Below are 20126 nucleotides of genomic sequence, written 5' to 3' on the forward strand. Positions count from 1 at the left end.
AAACCGCGATGCGCGGTCCGGAACACCTTCCAGGGAATTTTCTTTCAAAACGGAGAGGAAGGCATTCACTGCACTTCACAGTATATTTGAAAAACAACTCTCAGGGAAAGTGGTTGCGGGGGCCGGATTTGAACCGACGACCTTCGGGTTATGAGCCCGACGAGCTACCAGGCTGCTCCACCCCGCGTCCGAAAACGTGGCAAATACTACGCCTTAAACGTCTAAATTGCAAGTTCTGCTGGGATTTGGTACCGAGGACGGGACTTGAACCCGTAAGCCCAATCGGGCACTACCACCTCAAGGTAGCGTGTCTACCAATTCCACCACCTCGGCACTATAGTGCGCAGTTTCTGTTTACTGCGCGAAGCTGACAAATTAACGCGGGATATCGCTGGTCGGCTTAGCCGGCGCTGCGGGCTGGGTCTGCTCAGTTTTTGCTGGCGCAGTCAGATTTTCCCACTCGCTTCCTTTATTGGTTTTGTTGCTGTTAATGTTACCCAGCACCAGGCTGATAATGAAGAACAGGGTTGCCAGCACAGCTGTCATACGGGTCATGAAGTTACCAGAACCACTTGAACCGAACAGCGTGGCAGAAGCGCCTGCGCCAAAAGAGGCTCCCATATCAGCGCCTTTACCTTGCTGCAGCATAATAAGACCAACAAGGCCCAGCGCTACAATAAGGAAAACTACTAAAAGAGCTTCGTACATAATCAACCTGTTCCTTGCGGGGCTACCGCAGCCAATTGCTTCAAACCAATAAAGCAGGGTATTTGTCATTCCCTACTGAAGCGGGTGTGAATACTAACGAAAGTGTTCTGGGTGCGCAAGCGCAATTTTAACGGCGAATGCTGACTGCGGAAAAAAACGGCAAATCGCGCTAAAATGGCGATTTTAAAGGCGACTTTCGTCGCCTTTTTAAGCGCCAGAGTCATTAAACCGCTTTCACCGCATCTGCGATGCGATGTGCAAAATCTGTCACCTGCGCTTCGTCTTCGCCTTCTACCATCACGCGAATCAGCGGCTCAGTGCCCGATTTACGCAACAGCACGCGTCCGCGTTTACCCAACGCCTGCTCGACTTCTTCGGTAACAGCTTTGACAGACGCATGCTCCAGCGGATCGCCGCTGCCCGGAGTGAATCGCACGTTGACCAGAATCTGCGGGAACAGCTTCATTCCGCTACAGAGGTCGTGCAGGCTCATGTGATTACGGGCAATCGCCGTTAACACCTGCAATGCAGCCACGATGCCGTCGCCGGTTGTCGTTTTATCAAGCAGAATGACGTGGCCAGAGTTTTCAGCACCGATGCGCCAGCCTTTTTCCTGCATTTTTTCGAGCACGTAGCGGTCGCCCACTTTCGCACGCGCAAATGGGATACCAAGCTGTTTCAGCGCGACCTCAAGGCCCATATTGCTCATCAGCGTACCGACAGCGCCGCCGCGCAGTTGGCCCTGACGCAGCCCTTCACGTGCGATGATATACAGGATCTGGTCGCCGTCGACTTTGTTGCCTTCATGGTCAACCATAATGACGCGGTCGCCGTCGCCGTCAAACGCGATGCCCAGATCGGCTTTCTCGGCCACCACGCGCTCCTGCAACAGGCGCACATCGGTTGCTCCGCATTTCTCGTTGATGTTAAGCCCGTCAGGCTCGCAACCGATGGTAATAACCCGCGCGCCCAGCTCACGCAGCACATTAGGCGCAATGTGATACGTCGCGCCATTCGCGCAGTCCACCACAATTTTCAGGCCGTTCAGGCTCAGTTCGTTAGGAAACGTGCCTTTACAGAATTCGATATAGCGCCCGGCGGCGTCAACGATACGGCTCGCTTTACCGAGCTCGGCGGAATCGACGCAGCTGATCTCTTTTTCCAGCTCCGCCTCGATAGCCTCTTCCACGTCGTCCGGCAGTTTGGTGCCGTCGATGGAAAAGAATTTAATGCCATTATCATAAAACGGGTTATGGGACGCAGAGATAACAATCCCGGCCTCAGCACGGAAAGTACGCGTCAGATACGCCACTGCAGGAGTCGGCATTGGCCCGGTAAAGAGCGCGGAAAGCCCGGCGGCGGCGAGGCCGGCCTCCAGCGCGGATTCCAGCATATAACCGGAAATACGGGTGTCCTTACCAATGATGACCTTACGCGAACCGTGGCGCGCCAGCACTTTGCCTGCCGCCCAGCCTAACTTCAGGACGAAATCAGGGGTAATTGGCGCATCGCCTACGCGGCCGCGAATGCCATCTGTCCCAAAATATTTACGGTTACTCATAGTATTTTTTATCCTTCGCTGAAAGAGTTGCTTCCACCACACGCATCGCTTCGACGGTTTCTTTCACATCATGAACCCGCACGATCTGCGCGCCCTGCATGGCTGCCATCACCGCACAAGCAAGACTACCGGGCAGTCGTTGGTCGGGTCCGACGTTAAGAAGTTGTCCAATCATCGATTTACGCGACATTCCCACCAGCAAAGGCATTCCGAAGCGGTGAAACGCTGAAAGCCGGGCGAGAAGCTGATAATTGTGGGTCAGATTTTTACCGAAACCGAATCCCGGGTCGAGTATGATTTTTTCTTTTGCAATCCCGGCCGCCTCGCAGCGCGCGATCTGCTGTTCAAAAAACTGCGCGACGTCGTTGAACACATCGTCATAATGCGGTGCCTGCTGCATCGTTTTCGGCTCGCCCTGCATATGCATAAGACAAACAGGTAAACCGGTCTGCGCCGCCGCCTCCAGCGCGCCGGGCTCTGTCAGGGAGCGGATATCGTTAATGATGTGCGCACCTGCCCGCGCCGCCTCGCGGATAACTTCCGGTTTGGACGTGTCTACCGATACCCAGACTTCAAACCGCTGCGCCAGCGCTTCCACAACCGGTACCACGCGGGAAAGCTCTTCTTCCACGCTCACTTCCGCCGCACCCGGACGAGTCGATTCGCCGCCCACATCGATGATTGTCGCGCCAGCGTTAATCATCGCATTCGCGTGTTTCACCGCCTCAACCAGCGTATTGTGCTGGCCGCCATCGGAGAAGGAATCAGGCGTGACATTCAGGATCCCCATCACATGCGGGTGAGAAAGTTCGAGCGTTGAGCCCTGAGCGAAAAGTTTCATTGCCATTCCCTTATAAACTTGAATGAACGAAAACAGAAAACCCCGGACAGGCCGGGGTTTTAATTAATGCAGCGATACTACAGCAGGCAATTATTTATCGCCAAACTGCTCAGACATGGTGTTGCCCGGGGTCGGCGTACGCGGTTCATCAACCGGACGCGGCGCGCGCGGCGTACCGTTGCTGTCAGAGTTATTGTTAGCACCCGGATCTTCCCAGCCCGCAGGCGGGCGAACATCACGGCGAGCCATCAGATCATCGATTTGCGGCGCGTCGATAGTTTCATACTTCATCAGCGCATCTTTCATGGCATGCAGGATGTCCATGTTATCGTTCAGGATCTGACGAGCACGATTGTAATTACGCTCAATCAGGGACTTCACTTCCTGATCGATAATACGCGCCGTTTCATCTGACATATGCTTGGCTTTTGCCACGCTACGGCCCAGGAATACTTCGCCCTCTTCTTCCGCATACAGCAGCGGACCGAGTTTGTCGGAGAAGCCCCACTGGGTCACCATGTTACGAGCCAGGTTAGTCGCGACTTTAATGTCGTTGGACGCCCCGGTGGAGACATGCTCCGGACCGTAGATAATTTCTTCCGCCAGACGACCGCCGTACAGCGTCGAAATCTGGCTTTCCAGCTTCTGACGGCTGGCGCTGATTGCGTCGCCTTCAGGCAGGAAGAAGGTCACACCCAGCGCACGACCACGTGGGATAATCGTTACTTTATGGACCGGATCGTGCTCAGGCACCAGACGACCGATAATCGCATGGCCCGCTTCGTGATATGCGGTGGATTCTTTCTGCGCTTCGGTCATTACCATGGAGCGACGTTCCGCGCCCATCATGATTTTATCTTTCGCTTTCTCGAACTCCACCATCGAAACGACACGTTTGTTGCCGCGCGCGGCAAACAGCGCCGCTTCGTTGACGAGGTTCGCCAGATCCGCACCAGAGAAGCCTGGCGTACCGCGCGCGATGATTGCCGCGTCGATATCCGGCGCCAGCGGTACGCGACGCATATGCACTTTCAGGATCTGCTCACGGCCACGCACATCCGGCAGCCCAACCACGACCTGTCGGTCAAAACGGCCAGGACGCAGCAACGCTGGGTCAAGTACGTCAGGACGGTTAGTCGCCGCGATAACGATAATGCCTTCATTACCTTCGAAGCCATCCATCTCAACCAGCATTTGGTTCAGCGTCTGCTCACGTTCATCGTGACCACCGCCAAGACCGGCGCCACGCTGACGGCCCACGGCATCAATCTCATCAATAAAGATAATGCACGGCGCCGCTTTTTTAGCTTGTTCGAACATGTCGCGAACACGGGACGCGCCCACACCCACGAACATTTCAACGAAGTCAGAACCGGAAATTGTAAAGAACGGCACTTTCGCCTCGCCCGCGATGGCTTTCGCCAGCAGGGTTTTACCGGTCCCCGGAGGGCCAACCATCAGGACGCCCTTCGGAATTTTACCGCCCAGTTTCTGGAAACGGCTCGGCTCGCGCAGGTATTCCACCAGCTCGCCGACTTCCTCTTTCGCTTCGTCGCAACCGGCTACGTCAGCGAAAGTGGTTTTAATCTGATCTTCGGTCAGCATGCGCGCTTTGCTTTTACCGAACGACATGGCGCCTTTGCCACCGCCGCCCTGCATCTGGCGCATAAAGAAGATCCAGACCCCAATTAACAGCAGCATCGGGAACCAGGAGATGAAGATAGTGGCCAGCAGGCTCTGCTCTTCAGGTGGTTCACCAACCACTTTTACGTTTTTGGTCAGCAGGTTATCAAGGAGTTTGGGATCGTTTACGGGAATGTAAGTCGTGTATCGGTTACTATCTTTCTTGGTAACGTTGATTTCACGTCCGTTGATACGCGCTTCGCGAACCTGGTCCTGGTTAACTTCTTGCAGGAAGGTAGAGTAATCCACCCTACGGCCACTCGACTCGCTGGGCCCAAAGCTCTGGAATACTGACATCAGCACAACCGCGATGACCAGCCAGAGTATTAGGTTTTTCGCCATGTCACTCAAGGGATTAACCTCATATTACAACTGTGTTAACAAACAGCGTCAGGGTACTATAGTTTGCGCCCGGTCGCTACAATGTACACTTCACGTGAACGGGCACGAGAAGAGTCCGGTTTACGAACTTTCACCTTCGTAAACAGGGAGCGAATTTCCCGCAGGTACTCATCGAAACCTTCGCCCTGAAACACCTTAACTACAAAACTACCGCCCGGTGCCAGCACGTCTCGACACATCTCGAGCGCCAGTTCCACCAGATACATGGCGCGGGGAATATCTACAGCCGGAGTCCCGCTCATGTTCGGTGCCATATCTGACATGACAACCTGTACTTTACTGTCGCCTACGCGTTCCAGTAACGCTTTCATAACTAATTCATCACGAAAGTCGCCCTGAAGGAAGTCCACACCAACGATAGGATCCATTGGTAAAAGATCGCAAGCGATAATACGGCCTGCCCCTCCGATTTGCGTGACCACATACTGTGACCAACCGCCGGGTGCCGCGCCAAGATCGACGACAGTCATTCCCGGTTTAAAAATTTTGTCACTTTGCTGTATTTCATCAAGTTTAAACCAGGCACGGGAACGTAACCCTTTTTTCTGCGCCTGTTTAACATATTTATCGCTAAAGTGTTCCTGTAGCCAGCGACTGGAGCTGGCAGAACGCTTTTTACCTGTCATTTCACATTCCATCCGGGTTCATCGTGAGCCGCAGGCTCAAAAACCCACGTATTGCCATTTGGCGATAATTGAGAGATGGCGGTAGAATGACCCGTTTTCAATCCCAACGTAAGCAAAAAATACGATGAATCTGAGTACTAAACAAAAACAGCACCTGAAAGGTCTCGCCCATCCGCTCAAGCCAGTGGTTATGCTTGGCAACAATGGTTTGACCGAAGGGGTACTGGCCGAGATTGAACAAGCGCTTGAGCACCATGAGTTAATCAAGGTGAAGATCGCCACTGAAGACCGCGAAACCAAGACCCTGATTGTGGATGCCATCGTGCGTGAAACCGGCGCCTGTAACGTACAGGTCATCGGGAAAACGCTGGTGCTCTACCGCCCGTCAAAGGAACGTAAAATTTCGCTGCCCCGCTAAGCTGTGGGTTCTGCGAACCATCGCAGAAGTCGCAAACTACAGGCAAGGGAGCAAAATGCCACGCTCCGTTTGTTGATAAAAGGCCGCTTAGCGGCCTTTTTCCTTTCTTTACAAACTGAACGACATGGCTGTCATGCAGATTGAGGCTTAACGCGTTGCAGAGCGGATCTGTCTGTCAGACGCGCCTCATAACGCAAAAACGGCCGTTCAGCGGCAGGCTTTACAGATAATCGACTTTGATAATTTCAAACTCGACCTGACCGCCCGGGGTGTTTATGGTCACCACGTCGTCCAGCTCTTTGCCCACCAGACCGCGTGCGATAGGCGAATTCACAGAAATAAGATTCTGTTTGAAATCCGCCTCGTCGTCGCCAACGATACGGTACGTCAGCTCTTCCTCGGTATCCAGATTTAACACCGTCACGGTGGAGCCAAAGATCACGCGACCATTGTTGGGCATTTTGGTGATATCAATCACCTGGGCATTCGAAAGCTTAGCTTCAATATCCTTAATACGCCCTTCGCAGAACCCCTGCTGCTCGCGAGCGGCATGGTATTCCGCATTCTCTTTCAAATCGCCGTGCTCGCGGGCTTCGGCGATAGCGGCAATGATCTCCGGGCGACGAACGGATTTAAGGAACTCCAGTTCTTCGCGAAGTTTATCAGCGCCACGTAAGGTCATCGGAATAGGTTGCATTTGTTATACCTCTCACTGTCCTGTTAAGAACGGTTCACAGCCCGCTCCGGCTGCACGCCAGTCCGGAAAACCTTCCAGCCCCGGACGGCAAACAAAAGAAAACTGACCCGGAGACGAAGCCCCAGGTCAGGAACGATTTTGCAATTTGATACGTATTTTACCCTGAAGTTCCCGAAGGGTCATCGTTTACTTTGCAGGGTGATGCGCCTTAGTATGACGGCACGTTTCCAGCTGTTACCGCGAGATTATGCGATTTTCCAGATTTGCTGTCGGATTGACCACCAGTGTAGCCCTGAATGCCAGTGCCGCCAATGTCGAAGAGTATATCAATCAGTTACCCGCCGGCGCGAATCTCGCCCTGATGGTGCAAAAAGTCGGAGCCAGCTCCCCTGAGATTGATTTTCACAGCCAGCAGATGGCGTTGCCCGCCAGTACGCAAAAAGTGATCACGGCACTGGCCGCGCTGTTGCAGCTTGGCCCGGACTATCGCTTCACCACGACGCTGGAAAGCCGCGGCGAGGTGCGGAATGGCGTGCTTGATGGCGATCTGATCGCGCGTTTCACGGGCGACCCCACCTTTAAGCGCCAGGATATGCGCAATATGGTGACGACGCTAAAAAAAGCAGGCGTTCAGCAAATAAAAGGAAACGTGCTGATCGACACCTCTGCGTTCGCCAGCCACGACAAAGCGCCGGGCTGGCCGTGGAATGATATGACCCAGTGCTTCAGCGCGCCGCCCTCCGCCGCTATCGTCGACCGCAACTGTTTTTCCGTGTCGCTCTATAGCGCTCAGCAGGCGGGCGAACCGGCATTTGTGCGCATTGCGTCTTATTACCCTGTTAACGTCTACAGCCAGGTAAAAACTCTGCCGCGCGGCTCCTCGGAAGCCCAGTATTGCGAGCTTGACGTCGTGACGGGCGATCTTAACCGCTATACGCTCACGGGCTGTATGACGCAGCGCGCCGATCCTTTACCGCTGGCTTTCGCAATCCAGGATGGCGCGGGCTATGCTGGCGCGATACTCAAAGCGGAGCTTAAACAAGCGGGCATCGCTTATACCGGCACGCTGCTGCGCCAGACGCAAACCAACGACCCGGGTACAGTCATCGCCAGCCGACAGTCGCCGCCGCTGCACGATCTTTTGCGCGTCATGTTAAAAAAATCCGACAATATGATCGCCGACACGGTGTTTCGTACCATTGGACGTAACTTTTACGGCGTGCCGGGCACCTGGCGCGCGGGTGCCGATGCGGTCCGTCAGATCCTTCGCCAGAAAGCGGGCGTGGAGTTAGGCAATACTATCGTGGTGGATGGTTCCGGCCTGTCGCGCCATAATCTGATAGCGCCCGCGACAATGATGCAGGTGCTGCAGTACATCGCTCGCAACGACAGTCAGCTGAATTTTATCTCCATGCTGCCGCTGGCAGGGCACGACGGTTCGCTGCTTTATCGCGCAGGCCTGCACGAGGCGGGCGTCGATGGCAAAGTATCCGCAAAAACCGGCTCGCTGCAGGGGGTCTATAACCTGGCAGGCTTTATTACCACGGCCAGCGGACAACGGATGGCGTTCGTTCAGTATCTTTCCGGCTACGCCGTGGAGCCTGCCGACCAGCGCAACCGCCGTATTCCGCTGGTGCGTTTCGAAAGCCGGCTCTACCGCGATCTATATCAGAATAACTAACGATGAAGCTGCTGATAGTCGAAGATGATCTGCTGTTACAGGAAGGGCTGGCGATGGCGCTCGGCAACGAGGGCTATGCGCTGGATTGCGCCGGTAGCGCGGCGCAGGGCGATGCGCTGCTACAAAGTGGCGAATACAGCCTGATTATCCTCGACTTAGGCCTGCCAGATAAAGACGGCGCGACGCTGTTACGCCAGTGGCGCCGCAGCGGCATCAGCACGCCGGTGCTTATCCTCACGGCGCGCGATGCGCTTGAGGATCGCGTGAGCGGCCTTGATGCGGGCGCCGACGACTATCTGGTTAAACCCTTCGCGCTGGCGGAACTTCACGCCCGCGTACGGGCGCTGATCCGCCGCTATCAGGGTCATAGCGATAACCTGCTGCAACACGACGACATTACGCTTAATCTGCAAACCCAGCAGGTACTGCTGCGGGGTCAGCCTGTGGAAGTGACGCCGAAAGAGTTCGCGCTATTAACGCGTCTGATGATGCGTATCGACCAGACGGTGCACCGCGAAACCTTACAACAGGATATTTATAGCTGGCAGGACGACCCCAGTTCCAACACGCTCGAAGTGCATATCCATAATTTGCGCCGCAAGCTCGGCAAAACTCGCATCCGCACCGTTCGCGGCGTAGGCTACCGGCTGGAGCGTCAGTTATGAACAGTATGCGCCGTCGGCTGATGCTGATGCTGGCGCTAATCCTTCTCTTCTGTCAGTTAGTGAGCGTTATCTGGCTCTGGCATGAAAGCCGCGAGCAAATCAGTTTTCTGGTAAATGAAACGCTGTCGGCAAAATCCCGTACCGTTCATGTCGAAAAAGAAATCCGCGAGGCTATCGCCTCTTTGCTGGTGCCTTCGCTGGTGATGGTCGGGTTTACGCTCTTCTTCTCTTTCTGGGCGGTAACGTGGATCACACGTCCGCTCAGCCAGCTCAGCCGCACGCTTGCTAACCGTTCAGCGGATAATCTCTCCCCTGTCCCGGTCGATTCTGCCATGGAAGAGATAAGCGCGGTCACGCTGTCGCTTAATCAGCTCTTTTCACGCCTCGACCACACCATTCAGCAGGAACGCCTGTTCACCGCCGATGCCGCGCACGAGTTGCGCACACCGCTGGCGGGTATCCGGCTACATCTGGAGCTAATGGAACAGTCAGGTATCGCGCAGGCGACGCCGCTGCTCACCCGCATCGATCGGCTGATGCATACCGTTGAGCAGCTGCTGATGCTGTCGCGCGCAGGCCAGGCGCTCGCCAGTGGGCATTATGAAACGCTACGCTGGTGCAAGGATATTCTTGCCCCGCTGCGCAGCGAGCTGGACGAACTGGCGGAACAACGCGGACAGAATATCATTTGGCCCGCTGATGAGATGGCGCTGGATGTTCAGGGAGATGCAGTACTGCTGCGCCTCATGCTGCGCAACCTGCTGGAAAACGCCTCGCGTTACAGCCCGGAGAACAGCCGCATCGTAGTGGAGCTTGTGCCTGATTCCAGTGGTAGTCGCCTGAACGTGATTGATGAAGGGCCAGGCATTCCGCAGGCGCAGCGTCAGGCCATCACCGAACCATTCCGGCGGCTGGATCAGCGATACGGTGGCAGTGGTCTGGGGCTTAGTATCGTGCAGCGTATCGTGCATTTGCACCGCGGCAGGTTAATGCTGGAAGATGCCCCTGACGGAGGGCTGGCGGCATCATGCTGGCTGCCAGAGGTAATGAATCAGTAATAAATACATCTCAAATATTCAGAACAGAAATAAAAAAGGCCGGTTTCCCGGCCCTTTTTGTTAACGCTGATACACGATTTCGACGCCTTCGTCGTCATCTTCGTCCCAGTCGTCATCCCACTCTTCTTCCGCTTCCGCTTCCATCTCTTCGAGTTGCTGGCGATGATAGTCATCCCACATGAACTCGACTTTTTCAGGCTGCTTCGCTTCGTCTTCGTGAACCACCGGGTTTTCAATGATGAAGTGCATCACGTCCCAGCAGAGATCTTTCACGCCCATCTGGCTTGCGGCAGAGATCAGATAATATTTATCGTCCCAGCCCAGCGCTTCAGCGATGGCTTTCGCTTTCTCTTCAGCGACATCGCGATCAAGCAGGTCGATTTTATTGAAGACCAGCCAGCGCGGCTTAGAGGCCAGCTTCTCGCTGTATTTCTCCAGTTCGCCCACGATGATACGGGCGTTTTCCGCCGGATCGGAGCCATCGATCGGATCAAGATCGATCAGGTGCAGCAGTACGCGGCAACGCTCAAGATGCTTCAGGAAGCGAATACCGAGGCCCGCGCCTTCCGCTGCGCCTTCAATAAGACCCGGAATGTCCGCGACCACAAAGCTTTTTTCGTTATCCATACGCACAACGCCAAGGCTTGGCACCAGCGTGGTAAACGGATAATCCGCCACTTTCGGCTTCGCAGCGGAGACTGCGCGAATGAAGGTGGATTTACCGGCGTTCGGCATACCGAGCATGCCGACATCCGCCAGCAGCATTAGCTCCAGCTGCAGATCGCGTTTCTCGCCCGGCGTGCCCATAGTTTTCTGGCGCGGAGTGCGGTTAACAGAAGATTTGAAGCGGGTATTGCCGAGGCCATGCCAGCCGCCTTTGGCGACCATCAGGCGCTGACCGTGTTTGGTCATGTCGCCCATCGTCTCGCCCGTACCCTGATCGATAACGCGCGTTCCGACCGGCACTTTGACTGTCACATCTTTGCCGCGTTTACCGGTGCAGTCGCGGCTCTGGCCGTTCTGACCACGCTCGGCGCGGAAGGATTTCTCAAAACGGTAATCGATAAGGGTGTTGAGGTTTTCATCGGCCTCAAGCCAGACGTCGCCGCCGTCGCCGCCGTCACCGCCGTCCGGGCCGCCTTTCGGAATATATTTTTCACGACGGAAGCTTACGCAGCCGTTACCGCCATCACCTGCCACGACAAGGATCGTAGCTTCATCAACAAACTTCATTTTACTTCTCCGTAATTCATTCGCCCGAGCGGGGGAGTACTCCTGCCGCTTCGCTTTTGCGCCACCGTCCCCAAAGACGGTGACCAATGGCGGAATACATCGCACCCGCAACCACGACAAACGCACCGAGATAAGCCAACAGGTTCAGCATCGGTCTGGCGAAGAAATCGGGCCAGGCAACAGATAACAAATCTGAAAACAGTAACGTAAACAGTGGGGTAAGCGTAATAATGGCGCTAACCTGCGCCGCCTGCCATCTCGCCATCGCTTCTGCCAGCGCACCATACCCCACCAGGGTATTCAGGCCGCAGAAAATAAGGCAGGCGAGTTGCCATGAGCTGAGCTGGAACAGCACGCCCGGCTTCGCCAGCGGCAACAACGCGATAGTACATAAAGTGTACAGCAAAAAGAGGATCTGTTGCGAGGCCAGACGGCGCAGCAGCACCTTCTGCGCGACGCCATAACTGACCCAGACCGTCGCCGCGCCCACCCCGAAAATCACACCCCAGGTGTAATCGGTCAGACGTGTAAAGATCTCTATCAGGCTGGTGTTGAAAAACATTACCAGCCCGCAAAGCAGCATCAATGCCCCGATGATCTGCGTACCGCGCATCTTTTCTTTAAGGATCAGAACGCTCGCCACCATCATGCCGACCGGCGAGAGCTGCCCTATCACTTGGGAAGCCGTCGGACTGAGATATTGCAGGGAAGAGCTGAACAGGATGAAGTTGCCGAACAGGCCCCCCGTCGCTATCGCCAGTAACACCAGCCAGCGCGGTTTACGAAATAAGCCCATCGGCGGCAGCCGGCCTTTGATAGCAAGGATCAGCCCAAGCCCAATGCCTGCCATCAGGAAACGATAAAACACCACTGTAGGCGGCTCCATCACTTCCAGTACCTGCTTCATTGCAATTGGCAGCGCACCCCAGCACATTGCGGTCGTGAGCGCCAAAAGAATACCAATGCCGGCCTGCTGCTTCATGCCCGTTTCCCTACAGAAAAATTACCGGGTTTCCAATGTAAAAAGCCCCGCAACAGGTTGCGGGGCTTTAATCCGTTACCGGACCGAGAAAACCTTACTCAGCAACGATGCTGATGTATTTACGGTTGTTCGGGCCTTTAACTTCAAATTTCACTTTACCGTCTGCTTTAGCAAACAGAGTGTGGTCACGACCGCAACCTACGTTGTTGCCAGCGTGGAATTTGGTACCACGTTGACGAACAATGATGCTACCCGCCAGAACGGATTCGCCACCGAAACGCTTAACGCCCAGGCGTTTAGCTTCTGAATCGCGACCGTTACGTGTGGAGCCGCCAGCCTTTTTATGTGCCATTTAAATCTCTCCTCAGGTCTTAGGCGCTGATGCCAGTAATTTTCACATCAGTGAACCACTGACGGTGGCCCTGCTGCTTACGGTAGTGTTTACGGCGACGAAACTTAACGATTTTAACTTTCTCGCCACGACCGTGAGCAACAACTTCAGCTTTGATTACGCCGCCATCAACGAAAGGAACGCCGATTTTGACATCTTCACCGTTTGCGATCATCAGAACTTCAGCGAACTCAACAGTTTCGCCAGTTGCGATGTCCAGCTTTTCCAGGCGAACGGTCTGACCTTCGCTTACTCGGTGTTGTTTACCACCACTTTGGAAAACCGCGTACATATAGAACTCCGCTTCCGCGCACGCCTTTTGCATGATCAGAGTGCGCTATAAATATTCACAATAGGGCGCGAATATTACGCAAATTGCGAGCCTTTGACAAGCCCGTTTGTTGTTCAGTGCGGAAAAAAAACACAACCGTGACGGCGGCGTTTATCTGCCGCGTTTTTCCGGTACAATCTGTACTACATTTAGAATCCACTATCCTTACCTTCTCCCTTACAGACTGTGGTAAACAGGACGATAGCCAGACTTTTGCGATGAATTTAGAAAAAATTAATGAGTTAACCGCGCAAGATATGGCCGGTGTCAACGCGACCATCCTTGAACAGCTCAATTCCGACGTGCAGCTTATCAATCAGCTGGGCTATTACATTGTCAGCGGCGGCGGTAAACGCATTCGCCCGATGATTGCGGTGCTCGCTGCGCGCGCGCTCGGTTACGAGGGAAAAGCGCATATCACTATCGCCGCGCTTATTGAGTTCATTCACACCGCCACGCTGCTGCATGACGACGTTGTGGATGAATCCGACATGCGTCGTGGCAAAGCGACGGCGAATGCCGCATTTGGCAACGCCGCCAGCGTTCTGGTGGGAGATTTTATTTACACCCGTGCGTTTCAGATGATGACAAGCCTGGGGTCGCTTAAGGTGCTTGAAGTGATGTCCGAGGCCGTTAACGTCATCGCGGAAGGCGAAGTCCTTCAGCTGATGAACGTCAACGATCCCGATATCACCGAAGAGAGCTACATGCGCGTGATTTACAGCAAAACCGCGCGGCTTTTCGAAGCGGCGGCGCAGTGTTCCGGCATCCTGGCAGGCGCCAGCGAGGCGCAGGAGCGCGCATTGCAGGACTACGGGCGCTATCTCGGCACCGCTTTCCAGTTGATCGACGATCTCCTGGACTACAGCGCTGACGGCGAACGTCTGGGCAAAAATGTGGGCGACGATCTCAACGAAGGCAAACCGACGCTCCCGCTGCTGCATGCGATGCATAACGGTACGCCTGCGCAGGCGCAGATGATCCGCGAAGCGATTGAACAGGGCAACGGGCGACACCTGCTGGATCCCGTGCTCGAAACGATGGCAGCCTGCGGCTCGCTCGCGTGGACACGCACCCGTGCTGAAGAAGAGGCCGATAAAGCTATCGCCGCGCTTGAAATTATTCCCCCTTCCCCCTGGCGCGACGCGCTGATCGCGCTTGCGCATATGTCGGTCCAGCGCGACCATTAATCCTTCTCCGCGCCCGTCGGGCGCGGAAAGTTTCTGCGCTTATTCGCGCGTTTTGCATGTCTGTAGCCCGTTTGCTTTCCAGATAACCTTATTCTTTCTGGCCTTCTTTTAATGCCTCGATCCCTGTGTCACGACACGATCGGTCAGGGATCGCCTCTGACGCAGGCGGTTACAGCACTTACATTCGCTTTGTGGTTACTGCCACACTTCTGGATACAACCAAAAGTAACTGGAACGTTTTAGAAAATTTTGTGCTATAAATGATCAATCAGCTCCTGTAGGAGCTGTTCAGGGGGTCTCAATGCCGTAACAGGGAGGAAGCATGGAACGTAAGTTTATCGACTGGCACCCCGCCGATATCGTCGCCGCGCTACGCAAAAAGGGGTCATCGCTGGCAGCGGAATCCCGCAAAGCGGGTCTTAGCTCTTCAACGCTCGCCAATGCGCTAACGCGCCCCTGGCCGAGAGGCGAGAAGATCATTGCCGAAGCGCTCGGTACCGAACCCTGGATCATCTGGCCGTCGCGCTATCACGATCCGGTCACGCATGAATTTATCGATCGCTCACGTCTGATCCGTCATCGCTGACAGCGCCGGGGTCTCGCCCCGGTTGTTCTGCGCTCGTCACAGTACGACGTTCATGTGCCAGCCAATAAAAAAGCAAAAAAGCCTGCAGGAAGCCGCTGACTCTCAGCGATTTCCGGCAGGCTTAACGCTCTGCTCCGCGATGCGGAGAAAAGATTATTCGCCTTTTACACGCTCAATGTTGGCGCCCAGCGCACGCAGCTTATCTTCGATGCCTTCATAACCGCGATCGATATGATAAATACGATCCACGACCGTAGTGCCTTCCGCGATGCAGCCCGCCAGCACCAGGCTTGCGGAAGCGCGCAGATCGGTCGCCATCACCTGAGCGCCGGAGAGTTTCTCAACGCCGTGGCAGATAACGGTATTGCTTTCGATTTCCGCATGCGCGCCCATACGGATAAGCTCCGGCACGTGCATGAAACGGTTTTCAAAAATGGTCTCGGTGATAACGCCGGTTCCTTCAGCCACCAGGTTCAGCAGCGTGAACTGCGCCTGCATATCCGTCGGGAACGCCGGGTGCGGCGCGGTACGCACGTTAACGCCTTTCGGGCGTTTGCCATGCATATCAAGGCTTATCCAGTCTTCGCCGGTTTCGATATCAGCGCCCGCTTCGCGTAGTTTCGCCAGCACGGCGTCCAGCGTATCAGGACGGGTATTGCGGCACATCACTTTACCGCCGGAAATCGCTGCGGCCACCAGGAAAGTCCCGGTCTCGATGCGGTCAGGCAGCACGCGATAAACGCCGCCGCCGAGACGCTCAACGCCTTCGATGGTGATTTTGTCGGTACCCTGACCGGTAATTTTCGCACCGAGGGTATTCAGGAAGTTCGCGGTATCGACAATTTCCGGCTCGCGCGCGGCGTTTTCGATAACGGTGGTGCCTTCAGCAAGCGTCGCGGCGGACATGATGGTCACGGTCGCGCCAACGCTCACTTTATCCATCACGATATGCGCGCCTTTCAGACGGCCCTGGACAGAAGCTTTGACATAGCCTTCTTCCAGTTTGATTTCCGCGCCCAGTTGCTCAAGACCGGTAATGTGTAAATCGACCGGACGCGCGCCGATGGCACAGCCGCCCGGCAGGGACACCTGGCCCTGGCCGAAACGCGCCACCAGCGGGCCCAGCGCCCAAATAGAGGCGCGCATGGTTTTCACCAGCTCATATGGCGCACAGAAGATATTCACCTGGCTTGCATCGATCCAGACGGAGCCGTTACGCTCCACTTTCATCCCGAGCTGGCTCAGCAGCTTCATGGTGGTATCGATATCTTTCAGCTTCGGTACGTTTTGAATTTCTACAGGCTCTTCAGCCAACAGGGCGGCAAAAAGGATCGGCAGGGCGGCGTTTTTCGCCCCTGAGATCGTTACTTCGCCAGAAAGGCGGCTCGGCCCCTGCACACGAAATTTATCCATCAGAACTGTTCTCTGTTATTCAATCACTTGCTGCCGGCGTAGCGCCCACAGCTCAAAAACCGTTGAGTTTGCGCTCGCGTTCCCATTCCTGGGGCGTAAACGTCTTGATGGAGACCGCGTGAATGCGGTTATCGGCGATGAACTCCATCAGCGGGCCATAGACCGCCTGCTGTTTTTTCACGCGGCTCATCTCGGCAAACAGCTCACCCACAGCAATGACCTGAAAGTGGCTGCCATCGCCGGAGGAGACGTGGACTTCCTGGAGAGGCAGTGCGTTCATCAGCACCGTCTGAATTTCATGATTTTCCATGGGCTTTATTCATTATTCAGTGAAAACAGCCCAACATCTTAGAGCAAAGTGGCGCTGTCTTAAACAAGCAAAAAAGCCCCGCCGTGTAGCCGGACGGGGCTTTATCAGTAACGTGCTGAAAATATTAGTCTGTCGGAGTCGGCAGAAGGCTTTCCGGCAGGTTGTAAAGTTTCGCAAGCGTCGTCAGATTATCGCTCATGCCTTCAAGCGTCACACGACACCCGCGGGTCTGCGCCAGCGCGACCAGTTGCACCAGCAGCGCCAGCCCGGCGGTATCGACGCGCATAAGACCGCTAAGATCGATGCATTGCAGCCCATCGGTCGCGTGATGCCGTTGCTCCCACAGAGGCGTCAGCGTTTCGCGATCCAGCGTACCGCGTAAGCGCAACTGCGCCTCATGACGTTCCCAGTGCAGTTCCGCAGACATTACTGCTTCTGATCCAGCGTTATCGGCTGACGAGAGATAGATTTCAGCTGCTCGGTCAGGCCATCAATGCCTTTCTGGCGCAGGAGATCGCTCCACTCGTTCTGTTTGGTCGTAATCATGCTCACGCCTTCGGCGATCATGTCATACGCCTGCCAGTTGCCGGTCTGGCTGTTTTTACGCCACTGGAAATCCAGACGCACAGGCGGGCGGCCATTCGGGTCGACGATGGTCACGCGAATCGGCAGAATATTCGCATCGCCGAGCGGCTGCTCCGGTGCTATCTGGTATGTCTGCCCGTGATACATCGCCAGCGCCTGGCCGTACGCCTGTTTCAGGTATTCACGAAACGCGGCGAAGTAGGCTTCGCGCTGCGCCGGCGTCGCTTCTTTATAGTAGCGGCCCAGCACCAGCGCACCGGCGTATTTCACCTGCACATACGGCAACAGTTCCTGATCGACGATATCGCGCAGGTAGTTAGGGTTCTGGCGGATTTTCGGCTGTTCGTTTTTCAGGCGATCAAACGTTTTTTTCGCTGCCTCATTCATCAGTTTATACGGGTTAGACTGATCCGCCGCCGTAGCGAGCGGCGCAATCACCAGCATGGCGACCATTAAAAGACGTTTAAACATATCCGTTTCTCCTGATTAGTTCGTCGCGCCGGCAGGCGGCGTCGCGTTATCCGGTTCGGCGGCAGAGCCCTGCTCACCACCCTCTTTCTGGTTGTCGCCGCTGTTGCTCTTATAGAGGAACTGGCCAATCAGATCTTCAAGCACCATGGCGGATTTCGTGTCCTGAATCGTGCCGCCATCCTTAAGGATAGTGGTTCCCAGCTCAGGATCTTCAAAACCGACGTTCAGCGCCAGATATTGCTCCCCCAGCAGGCCAGACGTGCGAATCGCCAGCGAGCTGGTATCCGGGATATGATCGTAGCGCTGTTCGATATCCATCGCGACACGCGGCAGGTAAGTTTTCGGATCCAGCGTAATGTCGGAAACGCGGCCGATCACCACACCACCAATGCGTACCGGCGAGCGCGGTTTCAGGCCGCCGATATTATCAAAGGTGGCATAGAGCCGGTATGTCGGCTCGGCCCGCAGCGAGGTGACATCCGCCACTTTCAGACAGATGAACAGCGCGGCCAGCAGCGCCACCAGCATAAAAGCGCCAACCCAAATCTCAAATTTCTTCGTTTGCATGCGTTAGTTTCCAAACATCAATGCGGTAAGCACAAAATCAAGGCCGAGCACGGCCAGCGAAGCGTGCACAACGGTACGTGTAGTTGCCCGGCTAATTCCCGCCGATGTCGGGATCGCGTCGTAACCGTTAAACAACGCAATCCAGGTCACCGTAATGGCAAACACCACGCTTTTTATCAAACAGTTAATCAGATCCATACGCCAGTCGACGGCGTCCTGCATGGCGGACCAGAAGAAGCCAGCATCGATGCCTTTCCAGTTGACGCCCACCAGCGAACCGCCCCAGACGCCCACCGCCACGAAAATAATGGTCAGCAGCGGCAGCGATATCACGCCCGCCCAGAAGCGCGGCGAAATCACGCGGCGCAGCGGGTCGACCGCCATCATCTCCATACTGGAGAGCTGTTCGGTCGCTTTCATCAGCCCGATTTCCGCGGTCAGGGCCGATCCGGCGCGGCCTGCGAACAGCAGTGCGGCCACTACCGGCCCGAGTTCGCGCAGCAGCGACAGCGCCACCAGCATCCCGAGGCTCGTTTCCGCGCTGTAGGTGGTTAACACCAGATAGCCCTGCAGCCCTAACACCATGCCGATAAACAGCCCCGAGACGATGATAATAATCATCGACAGAACGCCCACATGATAGAGCTGGCGCATCAGCAGCGGGCCGTGTTTGCGAAACTCCGGCTTGCCGACGATGGCATTGAATAACATCAGCCCGGCGCGACCGAAGGAGGCGCTGAATTTCAGTCCGCGTTGCCCCATCGACGCCAGTAAATTTAACAGCATGAGCAGACTAACTCCCTGTTGGCGAAATCAGATCGTGGTGATAATCCCCGGCGGGATAGCGGAAAGGCACCGGCCCGTCGGCGATACCGTCGAGGAACTGACGCACGCGCGGATCGGTATTCTCTTGCAGCGCCTGCGCGCTGCCCTGCGCGACAATCCGTTTGTCGGCGACGATGTAAGCATAATCCGCAATGCTCAGGACTTCCGGCACGTCATGCGACACCACCACGCAGGTGACGCCAAGCGCGCTGTTCAGCTCGGAAATCAGCTTCACCAGCACGCCCATGGTAATCGGGTCCTGACCGACGAACGGCTCGTCAAACATAATCAGCTCCGGCTCCAGCGCAATCGCGCGCGCCAGCGCCGCGCGGCGGGCCATACCGCCAGAGAGTTCAGACGGCATGAGTTTTGCCGCCCCGCGCAACCCCACCGCTTCGAGCTTCATCATCACGGTACTGTGCAGCAGCGGTTCCGGCAGACGGGTATGTTCACGCAGCGGATAGGCGACGTTCTCGAATACGTTCAGATCGGTAAACAGCGCACCGGACTGAAACAGCATGCTCATGCGTTTGCGCACTTCATAGAGGCGCGAGCGAGACATGGCGGGAATGTTTTCACCATCGAAGAGGATTTCGCCGCAGTCCGGCGCGATTTGCCCGCCAATCAGGCGCAGCAGCGTGGTTTTACCAATCCCCGACGGCCCCATAATGGCGGTCACTTTACCGCGCGGAACGGTAAGCGAGATATTGTCAAAAATAGATCGGTTGCCGCGCGTAAAGCTCACGCCACGCACGTCAATCAATGTGTCACCGATCTGGCTCATCAACGCATCCTTTATCGTTCGCAGAGTTGTTCATAATGGCGCCAGTCGACACCGCAAAGGGGCTATTTTTACAGAATATCCCCGGATGAGGTTAGCGAAAGCTGGCATTTGTTTTACT

At 55.5% G+C, this 20126-nt stretch carries 23 protein-coding genes and 2 tRNA genes; 6 read left to right on the forward strand and 19 right to left on the reverse strand.

Translation table 11 applies throughout. From position 1 onward, the window contains the following. Positions 1 to 110: 110 nt before the first annotated feature. The 7 genes from BJP61_RS19290 to rlmE form a co-directional block, all read right to left on the reverse strand. Positions 111 to 187: transfer RNA gene (locus BJP61_RS19290), tRNA-Met, on the reverse strand. Between the two features lie 59 nt (positions 188 to 246). Further along, a tRNA-Leu gene (locus BJP61_RS19295) sits at positions 247 to 333 on the reverse strand. Between the two features lie 42 nt (positions 334 to 375). Continuing rightward, positions 376 to 708, reverse strand: coding sequence for a preprotein translocase subunit SecG (secG, locus tag BJP61_RS19300; RefSeq protein WP_004385062.1), 333 nt, complete (start codon positions 706 to 708; stop codon positions 376 to 378). Between the two features lie 223 nt (positions 709 to 931). Beyond that, a complete protein-coding gene (gene glmM / locus BJP61_RS19305) occupies positions 932 to 2269 on the reverse strand; it encodes a phosphoglucosamine mutase (protein WP_075192486.1) in 1338 nt (445 codons plus the stop codon). Continuing rightward, a complete protein-coding gene (gene folP, locus BJP61_RS19310) occupies positions 2262 to 3110 on the reverse strand; it encodes a dihydropteroate synthase (protein ID WP_038865497.1) in 849 nt (282 codons plus the stop codon). The genes glmM and folP overlap by 8 nt, the downstream gene beginning before the upstream one ends. A 90-nt stretch (positions 3111 to 3200) precedes the next feature. Next, positions 3201 to 5135 (reverse strand): ATP-dependent zinc metalloprotease FtsH, encoded by a 1935-nt coding sequence (ftsH, locus tag BJP61_RS19315; RefSeq protein WP_171999115.1) that lies wholly within the window; start codon positions 5133 to 5135, stop codon positions 3201 to 3203. 56 nt (positions 5136 to 5191) lie between these two features. After that, the gene (gene rlmE / locus BJP61_RS19320) at positions 5192 to 5821 is read right to left on the reverse strand and encodes a 23S rRNA (uridine(2552)-2'-O)-methyltransferase RlmE (RefSeq protein WP_171999117.1); all 630 of its coding nucleotides are present in this window, start codon (positions 5819 to 5821) and stop codon (positions 5192 to 5194) included. 124 nt (positions 5822 to 5945) lie between these two features. Here rlmE and yhbY point away from each other — a divergent pair, with 124 nt between their 5' ends. Then, the gene (gene yhbY / locus BJP61_RS19325; RefSeq protein ID WP_004385067.1) at positions 5946 to 6239 is read left to right on the forward strand and encodes a ribosome assembly RNA-binding protein YhbY; all 294 of its coding nucleotides are present in this window, start codon (positions 5946 to 5948) and stop codon (positions 6237 to 6239) included. A 220-nt stretch (positions 6240 to 6459) separates the two neighbouring features. Here yhbY and greA read toward each other — a convergent pair whose 3' ends face one another. Continuing rightward, entirely contained in the window at positions 6460 to 6936 is a 477-nt protein-coding gene (gene greA, locus BJP61_RS19330; protein ID WP_038865501.1) for a transcription elongation factor GreA, read from the reverse strand. A gap of 247 nt (positions 6937 to 7183) precedes the next feature. Here greA and dacB point away from each other — a divergent pair, with 247 nt between their 5' ends. Genes dacB through pmrB form a run of 3 tightly spaced genes read left to right on the forward strand, consistent with a single transcriptional unit; the run spans position 7184 to position 10340 of the window. Next, positions 7184 to 8617, forward strand: coding sequence for a serine-type D-Ala-D-Ala carboxypeptidase (gene dacB / locus BJP61_RS19335; RefSeq protein WP_038865503.1), 1434 nt, complete (start codon positions 7184 to 7186; stop codon positions 8615 to 8617). A gap of 2 nt (positions 8618 to 8619) precedes the next feature. Further along, a complete protein-coding gene (gene pmrA, locus BJP61_RS19340; protein WP_161579925.1) occupies positions 8620 to 9282 on the forward strand; it encodes a two-component system response regulator PmrA in 663 nt (220 codons plus the stop codon). Further along, entirely contained in the window at positions 9279 to 10340 is a 1062-nt protein-coding gene (gene pmrB, locus BJP61_RS19345) for a two-component system sensor histidine kinase PmrB (protein WP_171999119.1), read from the forward strand. The genes pmrA and pmrB overlap by 4 nt, the downstream gene beginning before the upstream one ends. A 60-nt stretch (positions 10341 to 10400) precedes the next feature. On the opposite strand, the gene cgtA is transcribed toward pmrB, so the two are convergent. From cgtA to rplU, 4 genes are all read right to left on the reverse strand, one after another. Next, positions 10401 to 11573: an Obg family GTPase CgtA gene (gene cgtA / locus BJP61_RS19350; RefSeq protein WP_038865509.1), complete on the reverse strand. Its 1173-nt coding sequence runs from the start codon at positions 11571 to 11573 to the stop codon at positions 10401 to 10403. A 16-nt stretch (positions 11574 to 11589) separates the two neighbouring features. Beyond that, positions 11590 to 12555, reverse strand: coding sequence for a DMT family transporter (locus BJP61_RS19355; RefSeq protein WP_038865511.1), 966 nt, complete (start codon positions 12553 to 12555; stop codon positions 11590 to 11592). A 94-nt stretch (positions 12556 to 12649) separates the two neighbouring features. Next, on the reverse strand, positions 12650 to 12907 hold the full coding sequence (gene rpmA, locus BJP61_RS19360) for a 50S ribosomal protein L27 (protein WP_004385076.1): 258 nt from the start codon (positions 12905 to 12907) through the stop codon (positions 12650 to 12652). 19 nt (positions 12908 to 12926) lie between these two features. After that, positions 12927 to 13238, reverse strand: a complete 312-nt coding sequence (rplU, locus tag BJP61_RS19365) for a 50S ribosomal protein L21 (RefSeq protein ID WP_004385077.1) — start codon at positions 13236 to 13238, stop codon at positions 12927 to 12929. Between the two features lie 257 nt (positions 13239 to 13495). On the opposite strand from rplU, the gene ispB reads away from it, so the two are divergent. Further along, entirely contained in the window at positions 13496 to 14467 is a 972-nt protein-coding gene (gene ispB / locus BJP61_RS19370; RefSeq protein ID WP_038865513.1) for an octaprenyl diphosphate synthase, read from the forward strand. Positions 14468 to 14789: 322 nt separating this feature from the next. After that, a complete protein-coding gene (gene sfsB / locus BJP61_RS19375) occupies positions 14790 to 15053 on the forward strand; it encodes a DNA-binding transcriptional regulator SfsB (RefSeq protein WP_007673194.1) in 264 nt (87 codons plus the stop codon). 153 nt (positions 15054 to 15206) lie between these two features. On the opposite strand, the gene murA is transcribed toward sfsB, so the two are convergent. The 7 genes from murA to mlaF all read right to left on the reverse strand — a co-directional run bounded on the left by murA (position 15207) and on the right by mlaF (position 20008). Beyond that, positions 15207 to 16466, reverse strand: a complete 1260-nt coding sequence (gene murA / locus BJP61_RS19380) for a UDP-N-acetylglucosamine 1-carboxyvinyltransferase (RefSeq protein ID WP_038865515.1) — start codon at positions 16464 to 16466, stop codon at positions 15207 to 15209. Positions 16467 to 16518: 52 nt separating this feature from the next. Continuing rightward, positions 16519 to 16776 (reverse strand): BolA family iron metabolism protein IbaG, encoded by a 258-nt coding sequence (ibaG, locus tag BJP61_RS19385; protein WP_038865517.1) that lies wholly within the window; start codon positions 16774 to 16776, stop codon positions 16519 to 16521. Between the two features lie 124 nt (positions 16777 to 16900). After that, a complete protein-coding gene (gene mlaB, locus BJP61_RS19390; protein ID WP_171999121.1) occupies positions 16901 to 17203 on the reverse strand; it encodes a lipid asymmetry maintenance protein MlaB in 303 nt (100 codons plus the stop codon). Then, entirely contained in the window at positions 17203 to 17832 is a 630-nt protein-coding gene (mlaC, locus tag BJP61_RS19395; protein ID WP_038865521.1) for a phospholipid-binding protein MlaC, read from the reverse strand. Before mlaC ends, mlaB begins: the two co-directional genes overlap by 1 nt. Positions 17833 to 17847: 15 nt before the next feature. After that, a complete protein-coding gene (gene mlaD / locus BJP61_RS19400; RefSeq protein WP_171999123.1) occupies positions 17848 to 18399 on the reverse strand; it encodes an outer membrane lipid asymmetry maintenance protein MlaD in 552 nt (183 codons plus the stop codon). A gap of 3 nt (positions 18400 to 18402) precedes the next feature. Beyond that, positions 18403 to 19185 carry a lipid asymmetry maintenance ABC transporter permease subunit MlaE gene (gene mlaE, locus BJP61_RS19405; RefSeq protein ID WP_038865523.1) on the reverse strand — a complete coding sequence of 261 codons (783 nt, stop codon included), beginning with the start codon at positions 19183 to 19185 and terminating at the stop codon, positions 18403 to 18405. A 7-nt stretch (positions 19186 to 19192) separates the two neighbouring features. Beyond that, positions 19193 to 20008: a phospholipid ABC transporter ATP-binding protein MlaF gene (gene mlaF, locus BJP61_RS19410; RefSeq protein ID WP_038865524.1), complete on the reverse strand. Its 816-nt coding sequence runs from the start codon at positions 20006 to 20008 to the stop codon at positions 19193 to 19195. Positions 20009 to 20126 lie beyond the last annotated feature (118 nt).

This window comes from Cronobacter sp. JZ38 (genome assembly GCF_008932145.1).
Classification (GTDB): Bacteria; Pseudomonadota; Gammaproteobacteria; order Enterobacterales; family Enterobacteriaceae; genus Cronobacter; species Cronobacter muytjensii.